The sequence below is a fragment of the Pedobacter kyonggii genome (assembly GCF_004310665.1).
GTDB lineage: Bacteria > Bacteroidota > Bacteroidia > Sphingobacteriales > Sphingobacteriaceae > Pedobacter > Pedobacter kyonggii.
Map to the genome: position 1 here is coordinate 85,360 of NZ_SIXF01000012.1, position 12,457 is coordinate 97,816.

Here is a 12,457-nt window from a genome sequence, read left to right on the forward strand (position 1 = left end):
TAACATTGTTGCCATGCGCAAAGGCTTATCTTTGAGGGTAAATAAGAATTATGGCAGTTGTTTTGCTAAACATGATTAAACACACAAAATGAAAAAGATCAATATTTTATCGGCATCACTGGCCATGCTGGTATTTGCAAGCTTAAATGTTAGCTCACAGATTAAACTAAGCGATATATTTAAAAAAGTAACCGAAAAACAGGGCACAACAACAGCTGCTACGGGAACACCATCTACTTTTGAAATAGGACAGGGGATTAAGGAAGCGCTACAAATTGGTGTTTCTGCAGGTGCTGATAGGCTTTCGCTTAAAGATGGCTTTTTAGGCAATTTAGCCGTTAAAATTTTGATGCCTCCTGAAGCACAAAAGGTTGAAAGAACATTACGTGGCATAGGTTTGAACAAACTTTGCGATAATGTGATTGTAAGCTTAAACCGTGCCGCAGAAGATGCTGCTACCGAAGCAAAGCCTATTTTTATCTCAGCCATTAAACAAATGACATTAACCGATGCGACTAATATCCTTTTGGGTAACAAAGATGCAGCTACCGAATATTTTAAAAGGGTAACTACTTCTCAGCTGATGCAGAAATTTAGTCCGATTGTAACCACAAGCTTAAATAAGGTAAATGCCACCAAGTATTACAGCGATTTAACTACGCAATACAACCGTTTGCCTTTGGTAAAACCCGTAAACACCAACTTAACCGAGTACGTTACACAAAAAGCGATAGATGGTTTATTTGTTGAGGTTGCGAAAGAAGAACTAAAAATTAGGGGCAACTTAGGCTCACGCAGCACAACCTTGTTGCAGAAGGTGTTCGGTTACGCGGATAAGAAAAAGATTTAATCTGTTTAATCGTGGTTCGTGAGGACACGAACCACGGCGGAAAGAAATCAAATGCCTCGGACTGTGTCCTCACAGACCGAATTAGATTTAAATGGAGGTATTGATTGTCGCTCGTGGAGACAGGACCCATGGCGAAGGATAAAATCTACCAACACAAAGTTTGTATTAAGTAAAATATAGCTTCTACTTCCTTTCAAAAACCTAAGACACAAAAACTATTTGTAAAATTGTACATGACGAAAATCAGCACCATATTAGCTTCTATTTTAATTTCATGCGTTGTATTAGTTACTTCCTGCAATAGCAATAAATCTGAGGCAGAAAATGCGAAAGCCGTTTTAGATACGGTTTCTTTAAGCAGTAAAAATTTCGCGTTAGCCTATCAGGATGGAGATAAAATTGTAGCCACGAGTATCGATACAATGAAACAGATTTCGTTCGGCGGTGCTACCGATCCGGCTATTTCTCCCGATGGAAATAAACTGGCATATACACTAAGCGATTCTGCCGGGAACAGATCCATTTGGATTGCCGATATGGAAAACAAAAGCCAGGGGAAATCGCAGGTAAATAGCAATAATTATTATCAGGCCATGTGGTCGCCTGATGGAGCTGCGATCGCTTTCAATATTTTTAACAGTAAAAACCTATGGAAGATAGGCGTAATTAAAACCGATAATTCTGGATATGTGATGCTCGATAGTGCATCTAAAATAAATGTTTATGCGCCAACCTGGAAAAATGAAAAGGAAATCGTCGGACAGGATCTTACCAAGCTTTACACCTTTGATTGTACAGGAAAGTTAACCGATACCAAATTGATAGCCGATTTGATCGGAAAAGAATTTTCAATTGCGAGTAGTAACCGTTTCTTTTATACAAAAGACGGGGCCAAACTGATTTTTAATGCAGGAAATACGGATATTTTAGACGGATTAACAGGTCCGAGCGAAGCAGTTTATGCTTTAGATCTGGCCAGTAAAAAAGTACAACGGATTTCGCCAAAAGGTATAAATGTTCCTTATGTTTTTCTTACAGCCGATGATCGCATTTTTTATAGTGGAGCTGAAAAACCCTTTACGCAAAGCAAAATATATGTTTCTGATTTAGAAGGGAATATTAAAACGATAGTGGATAAAGGAAATAACCCAACGGGGGCATTGAAATAATCTGTTTATCATATTTAGATTAACATGCTAAATAAAACAAGAATCGTTATTGTAGGAATTGGTGGCGTAGGTGGGTATTTCGGAGGCTTACTGTCTAAGAAATACACCAACGGAGATGATGTAGAAGTTGTTTTTGTTGCCCGTGGCGAACATTTAAATGAGATCCAAAATAAGGGTTTAACTGTAATTAAAGGGAACGAAAATTTTGTAACTAAGCCATATCTGGCTACCGATGATTATAGTAAAATTGGCGTGGCCGATTATATTATAATCTGCACGAAAAGCTACGACTTAAAACAAACCATCGAAAAGTTAAAGCCCTTAATCAACCATAGTACGATATTGTTGCCACTTTTAAATGGCGTTAGTGCAAGTGACGAAATTTTAGAAATTCTGCCTCATGCAAATGTTTTAAAAGGCTGTGCATTTATCGTTTCCAAAATTAAATCGCCTGGGATAATCGAAAATTCTGGTAACATTCAAAAGCTATCCTTTGGAATGGATGGACCAATAGGCGAAGCGGTTTTACATCTGAAAGATCTAATGCTTGATGCAGGAATCGATTTAACGGTTTCGGATAAAATCTCTACCGCCATCTGGGAAAAATTTATATTTATTTCCCCTACTGCTACTTCTACATCCTATTTCGATAGCACTATCGGAAAGGTACTGGACGAAAATCTTGAAACTGTTCTGAAGTTAATTGAAGAAGTGAAAAACCTTGCCCTGGCTAAAAGCGTAACAATTAGTGATGACATTTCGGGTAAAACATTAAATACGATGAAATCGATGCCATACGAGGTTACCTCGTCCATGCACCGCGATTATCTCAATCAGAAACCGCAAACAGAAGTTGAGTCCTTAACAGGCTACATTGTACGCGAAGCCGAAAAACTTGGTATTGCTGCACCGACTTATCAAAAGTTGTACGAAAGATTACTTAAAAAAGGATCGCTATAAGTCTCTAAAAATCAGTATATTTTGATTGAAAATGTCCATTTTCTAAAAAAAATAAAAAAATTTAAAGTAATATTGAGTCTCATCCGTTTACTGGGTTATTAAGCAAAATTTAGTGCCAACAAACGAACCTCAAAATATCATTTCAACGGTTGCCAATTATGGTAAGCGCTTATTCAGTTTCATCCGTGGAAGGGTGAATACAGATGAGGATGCGGAAGATATTTTACAGGATGTTTGGTTTCAGCTCAGCAATCAACCCGAGGCTGGTGCCATTGAGCAGATTAGTGGTTGGCTATATCGGGTGGCCAGAAATAAGATCACCGATAAATACCGTAAACAAAAAGAAGAATCGTTAGAAGATTTCACTTTCGAGGGTGAAGATGGCGAAATCAATTTTAAAGAAATTTTACTTGCCGAGGCTTATTCTCCAGAAGAAGAAAGTTTAAAAAAACTATTCTGGGATCAACTGTTTTTGGCCTTGGAAGAACTGCCGGAGAATCAACGTTACGTGTTTGTTCAGAATGAATTGGAAGAACGCACTTTTCAGGAACTGGCAGATGAAAGCGGAGAGAATATCAAAACATTAATATCAAGAAAGGGTTATGCTGTAAAACACCTGCGTAACCGTTTACAAAATTTATATCAGGAATTTATTAACTATTAAATTTGCAGACATGATGAATAGAAATTTTAATCGGCGCAAGAAATTTATTTTCTTTTTACCCGTAGCGGTGCTTATTGCAGCGGTATTGGGTTATGTGGTTATGTTTTTATGGAATTGGATTTTACCTGAGGTGGCACATGCAGGCAAACTTAATTATTGGCAAGCGCTCGGTTTACTTGTGCTGTGCAGGTTGCTTTTTGGGAACTTTAATAAAGGTGGCCACGGGGGGCATAATGGTTTCCGTGAGCGCGCCCGGGGAATGCGTGCCAAATGGGATTCGATGAATGAAGAGGAGCGGGCAAAATTTAAGGAAGAATATAAACGGAGATGTGGCGGATGGCGTCACCACCGCAATAAGGAATAATTTAAAGCCTCGATTAAATTCGGGGCTTTTTTGTTTTATGTCATTCTGAATCAGATGAAGAATCTCTTGAGATTCGTCATCTCGACTGAAGCAACGCGGAGTGGAGAGGTCTTTGGACTATATTACCCAAAGATTCCTATAGGTTGGTGGCTCACCGACCGAAATGGTAACTACTAAAAAGATCCTTCACTGCGTTCAGGATGACAAAATCCCTAAAGAGTAAAAAAAACAAAATAATTTAAAGTAAAAATAAAGTTGCTCCGTCTTCCTATATAAATAACAAAAACGACAGTATTAGTAGTTCAACTAATTTAAGGTGAACTGATTACAGTACTTTAAAATTATAAGAAGATGAAACCGACATGATTTTCAAAACCCACAATAACGGGTGAAATCATGATAGCTTCATCACAAATAAAAACATATATAAAAAGATGAAAAAGATATTAAAAACCATAGGATTCGGGATTGTACTTGGTGCAGTCGCTTTCTTCATACCGTTTGTGTTCAAATTTATACTGGCCATCATGCTGATCGGTTTAATGTTCAGGATTTTTATGGGTAGGCGCCACCATTATTTCCATAACCGCTTTAACGGTTTCGAAAATCATTACAACCCAATTGTACCGATCGATAACCAATGGTACAGGCCAACCGTAGAAGGCAATGGAACAGTTAACAACATTAACGTAAATTATTAACCGCCATGAGAACATTTAGAATATTATTAGCATTGGCTGTTGCTGCAGGAACTTTTTACAGCTTAAATGTACTGGCCGTTCAGAATGGATACCGCGATCGGTTAGATTTTAAAAACAGGCATTATCATGATGATTGCCAGCAAGAACATCATAGAAATCATAGTTACAGTCACCATAGCCGAAAAATGGATAATACTGTGATTAGTCCTGTTGATAGTATAAATAACGTAAATAGATAAGGTTATGTCACAGGTACTTTTTTTAAGCGATCCATCTCAGTCCGATGTCAGTCCGATTTTGGGTATGGCAAACGAACTGATTATCCAAGGGGAGAAGGTAACTTTCTTTAGCTCGGATGAATTTAAGGCCCCTATAGAACAAATCGGCGCTGACTTTAAAGCCTACAATCAGGAGCTGAATATTTTTCAAGGGCAAAAGGCGATTGATGAAGAAGAAAAGCCTAAATCAGGATTGATCAGCGCACTGCTTGAACCAATGAAATTTATCGATGATATTTTGGTTCAGATAAGGGGTTTAAAGTTTGACTACGCCGTTTTCTCGCCGTCATATCCTTATGCAAATATCATTACACAGCTATTGGGCATCCCTAAAACGGAGCAGGTGGCTTACAATTAATATGGCTTAAGCCGATAAATAACAGAATAAATAACAATTAAATTAAACAAAATGTACAACGAACATAGATGCCATTCGGGCAAGATGCATAATCGCTTTGGCGCAGGAGAGGGAAGATTTGGAAGGCACTTTGGTGGTTCTTTCAGTCACCACAAACATGCCATGTTTAACCAGGGCTTTAGAAAAGTACCTGCTAATATAGAGGAAACAGAAAACAGCTTTATTATTGAGCTTTTTGCACCAGCTTTGGTTAAAGAAAATTTAAAGGTGGTTACCAAAGATGATGTATTAACCATTTCTTACCAAGCTAAAGAAGAAGCCGATTCAGCTAAAAAGTATAGTCGTAGAGAATATAGCAATGGCACTTTCGAAAGGGCTTTTGGCCTAAACGGAAAAGTTTTAGTAGAAAATATATCGGCAAACTACGCTGATGGAATTTTGAAGGTTACCCTACCTAAAAACCCTGAAACGAATACACCAGAAAAAGATATTCTGGTAGACTAAGTTTCGTCTATTATAATTTCCAGGCCCCGGTTGGTTATAACAATCGGGGCTTTTTTGTTTTTATATCACCTAAAGCGTTACCACACGTGGCCTTCAAAATCATTTAATATATCGATATTAAAATGCGGTTTGCTATTAGCGGTATTTTAAGGTACTTTTGCTAAAAGACATAAACACAATAGATTGAATTTTAACGACTTTAATTTTAACCCCGATTTATACGAAGGCTTAATGGCCATGGGGTATAAAAGCGCTACTCCAATACAAGAACAAGCCATCCCGGTAATTTTAGATAATCATGATCTGATTGCCTGCGCTCAAACCGGTACAGGAAAAACGGCCAGCTACCTTTTGCCAGTAATGGATAAAATTAGCAAAGCTGCCGATAGGCACAACAATACCTTGATACTGGCTCCAACACGCGAGCTTGCACAACAGATCGATTTACAGGTTGAAGCACTGGCTTATTTTACCAATATCAGTTCTTTAGCGGTTTACGGTGGGGGAGATGGTATCGCTTACGAACAGCAAAAACGTTCTATGCGCAATGGTGTAGACATTATTATTGCCACTCCGGGCAGACTAATGGCACATTTATCTTCAGGTGTGTTAAAACTGGAACATTTGCAGCATTTAATTTTAGATGAAGCAGATAGAATGTTGGATATGGGCTTTTACGACGATATCATCCGTATTATCAGCTACCTGCCAAAGAAAAGGCAAACACTTTTGTTCTCGGCTACTATGGCACCGAAAATAAGAACTATGGCGGGCAAGATTTTGCATGAACCGAAGCAGATTACCATTTCAATTGCTAAACCTGCTGAGGGGATCGATCAACAAGCCTATAACATCCACGACCAACAGAAACAGGCCTTATTAACTGATATTTTTAAAAGTGGGCAATACAAAAGCAGTATCATTTTCGTTTCGACCAAAGAAAAAGTAAAAGCGTTGTATAAAACCTTTAAAGGATTGGGTATTAAAGCCGAAGCTTTTCACTCCGATTTAGGGCAGAAAGAGCGCGAAGATATTTTACTGGCTTTCAAAAACAGAAGATTGCCAATTTTAATCGGAACCGATGTGTTATCCCGCGGAATCGACGTAGAAGGGATCGACTTGGTAATCAATTATGATGTTCCTGGCGATCCGGCTGATTACGTACACCGTATTGGCCGTACGGCAAGAGCTGCAACCAAAGGAACGGCCATTACATTGGTTAACGGAAGAGATAAACGCAAGTTCGATAACATTGAAAAATTAATCGAGAAGGAAGTTCCCCGCATGCCACTGCCGGAAAGCATAGCTGCAATGGAAATTACGCATGTGGAAGAAAAGAGACCTCAACATAAGGGCAAGAAAAAGGTTTGGAACAAAAAGAAAAAACCAAAACCTTCTGTATAAATATTTAAAAACGCCGTAAGTATATTTCTTATTGGCGTTTTTCTTTTATAAATTATCTTTGCGCTAACAATGGCAAACTTCATTATTATAGGTTTATGCATTTTAGCCGGGATTCTTTTCAGGAAAAGTAAATCGCTTCCCAAAGATGCGCACAAAGGCATTAACGCCTGGATTATCTATATCGCTCTACCGGCAGTTTCTTTTAAATATCTGCCACATATTACCTGGACTAAGGATCTATTCTTTCCTGTACTGGCACCAATTTTTGTCTGGCTATTTGGTTGGTTATTTATTACGCTGTATAGCCGCATCCGGAATATTAATAAATCCACTGCTGGCGGGTTAAAACTAACCAGTTCTTTAAGTAATACTTCATTTGTAGGTTTTCCTTTAATTGTGGCTTATTTTAGCGAAAAGGAACTGGCTGTCGCCATTATCTGCGACCAGGTTACCTTTATGCTTTTATCTACCATTGGCGTTATTGTAGCCATCCGCTCTTCGCAGAATCAAAAGTTAAGCGCAAAATTGGTGCTGAAAAAAGTATTGACCTTTCCGCCGCTTATAGGTTGTGTCTTGGCGCTGACTCTCCCACATTTTATTGACCTTTCTTCACTAGATCCATTATTCGACAAACTAGTAGGTACAGTTGGTCCATTGGCATTGTTTTCAATAGGTTTGCAGCTAAAATTTGGTGGCTGGTTTAGCGAATTGAAACACATCAGTTTTGCTTTATTGTATAAACTGATTTTAGCGCCGCTGGTCGTTTTGGTTACAGCTCTTGTTTTAGGTATGGGTGGAATGATTACCAAAATAACGATTTTTGAAATGGCTATGCCAACTTTGGTAACCGCAGGTGTGGTAGCCGATCAGTATAACCTTAATCCGAAGCTTTCTAATTTGGTGGTTGGAATCGGAATTTTATTGTGTTTTATCACCACGGGGTTATGGTGGTTGGTGTTAACTTATTCAGGGCTGGTTTAATTGGCCTTTTTGTTTTACCACAGAGTGCGCGAAGAGGTGGCACAGAGAACACAGAATAGGTTATTTGAGGTGTGAACTAAATTAAGAAATTTGATAGATCAGATGTCAAGGCCAAGCTCTAACCTTGAAACATGCCTCGTTTCTCAGTGCCCTCAGTGTAAGTCTCTGTTTCCTCTGTGGTTAATAAGAAAAAAGCCGCAAATTTCTTCTGCGGCTCTTTTACTGATTTAGGTTTAGTTACAAAGCTAATTTTTTAGAAATTGCAGATGGAATACCTGCTTTGTTCAATAAAATTGCTGTTGTTTTATATTTTACGTAGTTTTTGGTTACGTATAAATATCCTTTATAATCGTTACTGGCTCCCCAAGAGTTTTTAACGATATAATATTCTTTACCTGTTTGATCTTTGGCTAAACCAACAATGTGCATACCATGATCATCAGTAGTTTGGTAGTTGTCGAAAGCAAGCTGACGGTTCTCCTGCGTAATTTCCATCTCTGGCTGCGGGCCGTTAAACATATCTGCTTTCTGTTTCACGGTCATATCAGCGAAAGGCGTTTGTGGAACAAAAGCCACCCCGTTTTTCCAGCTGAAGTTTTTTTCGCTTACATCTGTAGCCCATGCAATAGTGTAACCGCTTTTTAAAGCGTTATCGATAATGTCGGTTAACTCGTTCACTTTAACGTTATAAACCTGATCGAAAGACCAGTTATCAGGTACTAATAAAGTAAATTTGCTATAGAAAGGGTGATCGTTGAATGATGAAAGTTCTACATAGTTGTCGGCATTTAAACCAACCACTTCCTGAGCGAAGGTTTTTGGTGTGTATTTTTTGCCATTATATGTAAAGTTTTCTGGTACAGCACCTAAATAAGCATCAATTACACCAGTATAGGCTTTTAACCAGTTTGGGGTTAACTCGCCATTTGCATTCTTTACAACAGCTTCTAAAACACCTTTTTCAATATCGCCAAGTTCTGCAGTTTTATTGATTTTAGTGCCATAATTTAATCCGGTATATACCTCTTGCGGAACCGCACCGTATTTTCTGTACATGTTGATTACATCGTGCAAAGCACCGCCATCGCCTAATGAAACCGCGCCATGCATACGCACGTAATTTTTACCCTTCTCTACATAAGCGTTACGGGCCGAAAAAAGCTGAGATAATGTTACTGGTTGTTTACCGGCTTTAATCATTTCTGATTCTAAAAATGAATTGGTAGAGTAGCTCCAGCAAGTACCTGACGATCCTTGATTCTGAACTGGTGTATTTGCCAGGTTAATCACTTCGGTGAATTTAAAAGAAGAAGCACTGTTTTCGCTTTGGTTGTTTTTTAAAGAATTAACGAGATTGTCTTGCGCATAAGTCGCCGATATGGATAACGACAAAGCCAAACTAATCACACTGATTTTTGTGTAGTTGATCATTTTTTATGAATAATTAATAAAGTCAGCGAATGTAAAAATACTTGTTGATTTGGCGCCAGAAAATTTGTAATAAATGGATAACATCCGTCATTTTATTGCAACAATGTTGAATTAACATTCTGGCAAACTGATCGGAATATTGGTTGCTAATCCTCCGTCAGATGTTTCCTTGTATTTGGCATTCATATCGAGGGCAGTTTCCCACATGGTATTTACTACTGCATCTAAACTTACTTTTGCCTTATCAGGATTGCTTTGTAGGGCCAGCTGACTGGCTGTGATAGCTTTAATAGCACCCATGGTATTTCTTTCGATACAAGGGATCTGTACCAAACCACCAATCGGATCGCAGGTTAAACCTAAGTGATGTTCCATGGCGATTTCTGCTGCCATTAAAACCTGTCTTTGCGAACCGCCTAAACACTCTGTTAGCGCAGCTGCAGCCATGGCTGATGAAACGCCAATTTCGGCCTGACATCCTCCCATAGCGGCTGATATTGTTGCTCCTTTTTTGAAAATACTGCCTATTTCTGAAGCACAGGCAATAAATTGGATGATTTTTTCCTCGCTGTAACCATCGCAAAAGGTAATAAAATATTGTAATACGGCTGGAATTACGCCTGCGGCACCATTGGTAGGGGCAGTTACCACACGGCCAAAAGATGCATTTTCTTCATTAACAGCCAGTGCGAAACAGCTTACCCAATCTAAAGTATAATTAAAGCCGTTTCCACCTTTTCTAATGGCTTCTACCCAGCTATTATAGTCTGAATACTCACTTTTATCAATTAATCGTTTATTTAGCGGAAATGCCCTTCGTGCTACATTTAAACCACCTGGTAAAAGCCCTGTGGTATGACATCCGCGATAAATACAATCGCGCATAACCGCAAAATGCTGTAGGATGCCTTTTTTTGTCTCTGCTTCATTGCGCCAGGCCAGTTCGTTCTCCATCACGATTTCGCTTACCTTTAAACCGGTAGATAAGCACCAGTGTAAAAGATCTTTTGCTTTTTCTACAGGAAAGGGAAGGTCTACCTGTGGTTTTTTACTATTGTCTTCGCCTTCTTTAACTACAAAACCACCACCAATAGAGTAATAGGTTTCTGAAAAAGCTTTTCCACCTTTTAAAAATGCCTGAAAAGTAACCGCATTTGGGTGAAAGGGCAAACTTTCGGCAAAAAGAAAAAGCAGGTCGTTATCGTAATCAAAATCAAGAATTAAATGATCAGCAAGATTTAATTTCTTATCTCTTTGGATGCTTTCGAAAGTTGGTGTAACGGCATCAACATCAAAAGTTACCGGATCAGCTCCTGTTAAACCGAGTAGAATAGCTACATCAGTTCCATGGCCTTTACCTGTTTTGGCAAGCGAACCATAAAGCAATATTTTTATACCCTCAATTTCATCAATCAAATTGTTTTGAGCAAGAGAAGCTGTAAACTGTTGTGCGGCCCGCCATGGGCCTAAGGTATGTGAACTGGATGGGCCGATGCCTATTTTAAAAATATCGAAAACTGAAATCTGTTCCTTGATCATTATGAATATAGTTACACAAAGCTATAATTGTTTTATGATTTTGGATAAATTAATTTTGGCCCATGGTGAAAATACTTTACCTTAGAAAGATCTAATTTAAAGACTCTAAAATGGACTTCAACGACAGCTATCAAGAAATTGATTTAAAATACTGTCGAGCAACTACGGGAAAGAGATTTACTAATTATCTTATCGATCTAGTTGTTTTTTACATCATCGCATTTGGCATTGCAATTATTCTCGGAATCGTTAAGCCTGAACTTTTGGATAGTTTTGATGGATTATCAGGCCGTTTGATTTCTTTATTACTTTACGGTATTGTAATGTTTATAACAGAAGCAATGTCTAACGGAAGATCGATTGGAAAGTTAATTACGGGAACAAGAGCTGTAAATCCTGATGGTAGCGACATTACTTTTCAAAAAGTATTTATCCGAAATATTGTAAGAGCTATCCCATTCAATGCCTTTAGTGCATTGGGTAACCCTTGTGCACCATGGCATGACCTTTGGTCGGATACAATGGTGATCGAAGAGAAAAATTAGCCTTACAAACCCAAAAAATAAATTTATTCGACTCGGTTAAAAATCAAACTCAATAATCTCATCGTCCTTAAGCATGCGTTCCACAAACTTCTGATGGTTTTTGGGCGTGCCCGTTGCCGTCCAGTTTCCGGTGATAATATTATCTACCAATTGGTGTTTTCCGCGCTGTGGTTTAAGCTTACTTTCGCGGAAAACCTCTTCGTAGCTTTCTAAATTGCCGTGTGTATGCTGTTTTTTAACAATGCGGTAAAGCCTTTTGGTAAAACGACGATCGCCAATTTCTTCTAAAAAGGGGAAAATAATCAGCGCCAATAGAACCACAATGGTAACCCCTATAGCCTGTTCGTAGTAACCAGAGCCTACGGCCATTCCAATTGCAGCAACAATCCAGATAATGCAGGCCGTAGTGAGGCCTTTAACACGATTTTCTTCTTTAAAAATTACCCCGGCACCTAAAAACCCGATTCCCGTAACAATGTTGGAGGCAATACGGTCTTGACTGGTTGGCCCAATTTTGATAGATAAAATGGTAAATAGGGCAGCACCCAAACCAATCATCATCATGGTTTTGAGTCCGGCAGATTTACTTCTATACTCGCGTTCAGCGCCGATTATGCCACAAAGCAGGGTAGCCAACAAAAATTTATTGATTTCACTTTGTGTAATGAAATGGTTTTGCTCTATGATCTCGTTCATTGCTTTGAATTAT

General features: G+C 38.6%; 15 protein-coding genes. 12 read left to right on the forward strand and 3 right to left on the reverse strand.

Annotated features, from left to right (window positions below; translation table 11 throughout):
• Positions 1 to 88: 88 nt before the first annotated feature.
• The 11 genes from EYS08_RS13810 (at position 89) to EYS08_RS13860 (ending at position 8,233) form a co-directional block, all read left to right on the forward strand.
• Positions 89 to 850 carry a DUF4197 domain-containing protein gene (locus EYS08_RS13810; protein ID WP_131030598.1) on the forward strand — a complete coding sequence of 254 codons (762 nt, stop codon included), beginning with the start codon at positions 89 to 91 and terminating at the stop codon, positions 848 to 850.
• A gap of 233 nt (positions 851 to 1,083) precedes the next feature.
• Complete coding sequence (locus EYS08_RS13815; protein WP_131030599.1) at positions 1,084 to 2,019, forward strand: TolB family protein; 936 nt, start codon at positions 1,084 to 1,086, stop codon at positions 2,017 to 2,019.
• Positions 2,020 to 2,043: 24 nt separating this feature from the next.
• Entirely contained in the window at positions 2,044 to 2,979 is a 936-nt protein-coding gene (locus EYS08_RS13820) for a ketopantoate reductase family protein (protein WP_131030600.1), read from the forward strand.
• Positions 2,980 to 3,091: 112 nt separating this feature from the next.
• Positions 3,092 to 3,643 (forward strand): RNA polymerase sigma factor, encoded by a 552-nt coding sequence (locus EYS08_RS13825; protein WP_057933206.1) that lies wholly within the window; start codon positions 3,092 to 3,094, stop codon positions 3,641 to 3,643.
• A gap of 10 nt (positions 3,644 to 3,653) precedes the next feature.
• Positions 3,654 to 4,007, forward strand: a complete 354-nt coding sequence (locus tag EYS08_RS13830; RefSeq protein WP_208745857.1) for a hypothetical protein — start codon at positions 3,654 to 3,656, stop codon at positions 4,005 to 4,007.
• 434 nt (positions 4,008 to 4,441) lie between these two features.
• Positions 4,442 to 4,708, forward strand: coding sequence for a hypothetical protein (locus EYS08_RS13835; RefSeq protein WP_131030601.1), 267 nt, complete (start codon positions 4,442 to 4,444; stop codon positions 4,706 to 4,708).
• Between the two features lie 5 nt (positions 4,709 to 4,713).
• Complete coding sequence (locus tag EYS08_RS13840; protein ID WP_131030602.1) at positions 4,714 to 4,947, forward strand: hypothetical protein; 234 nt, start codon at positions 4,714 to 4,716, stop codon at positions 4,945 to 4,947.
• Positions 4,948 to 4,951: 4 nt separating this feature from the next.
• Positions 4,952 to 5,344 (forward strand): glycosyltransferase, encoded by a 393-nt coding sequence (locus EYS08_RS13845; protein WP_131030603.1) that lies wholly within the window; start codon positions 4,952 to 4,954, stop codon positions 5,342 to 5,344.
• 51 nt (positions 5,345 to 5,395) lie between these two features.
• On the forward strand, positions 5,396 to 5,848 hold the full coding sequence (locus EYS08_RS13850; RefSeq protein ID WP_131030604.1) for an Hsp20/alpha crystallin family protein: 453 nt from the start codon (positions 5,396 to 5,398) through the stop codon (positions 5,846 to 5,848).
• A 183-nt stretch (positions 5,849 to 6,031) separates the two neighbouring features.
• Positions 6,032 to 7,252 carry a DEAD/DEAH box helicase gene (locus EYS08_RS13855; protein WP_208745858.1) on the forward strand — a complete coding sequence of 407 codons (1,221 nt, stop codon included), beginning with the start codon at positions 6,032 to 6,034 and terminating at the stop codon, positions 7,250 to 7,252.
• A 69-nt stretch (positions 7,253 to 7,321) separates the two neighbouring features.
• Positions 7,322 to 8,233: an AEC family transporter gene (locus EYS08_RS13860; protein WP_131030605.1), complete on the forward strand. Its 912-nt coding sequence runs from the start codon at positions 7,322 to 7,324 to the stop codon at positions 8,231 to 8,233.
• A 237-nt stretch (positions 8,234 to 8,470) separates the two neighbouring features.
• On the opposite strand, the gene EYS08_RS13865 is transcribed toward EYS08_RS13860, so the two are convergent.
• Positions 8,471 to 9,664, reverse strand: a complete 1,194-nt coding sequence (locus EYS08_RS13865) for a C1 family peptidase (RefSeq protein WP_131030606.1) — start codon at positions 9,662 to 9,664, stop codon at positions 8,471 to 8,473.
• Between the two features lie 111 nt (positions 9,665 to 9,775).
• Positions 9,776 to 11,203: an L-serine ammonia-lyase gene (locus EYS08_RS13870; protein ID WP_131030607.1), complete on the reverse strand. Its 1,428-nt coding sequence runs from the start codon at positions 11,201 to 11,203 to the stop codon at positions 9,776 to 9,778.
• 110 nt (positions 11,204 to 11,313) lie between these two features.
• Between EYS08_RS13870 and EYS08_RS13875 the strand changes: the two genes are divergently transcribed.
• A complete protein-coding gene (locus tag EYS08_RS13875) occupies positions 11,314 to 11,748 on the forward strand; it encodes an RDD family protein (RefSeq protein WP_131030608.1) in 435 nt (144 codons plus the stop codon).
• A 36-nt stretch (positions 11,749 to 11,784) separates the two neighbouring features.
• Here the strand turns inward: EYS08_RS13875 and EYS08_RS13880 are convergent, their stop codons facing one another.
• Positions 11,785 to 12,444 (reverse strand): MgtC/SapB family protein, encoded by a 660-nt coding sequence (locus EYS08_RS13880; protein ID WP_131030609.1) that lies wholly within the window; start codon positions 12,442 to 12,444, stop codon positions 11,785 to 11,787.
• Between the last annotated feature and the right edge of the window lie 13 nt (positions 12,445 to 12,457).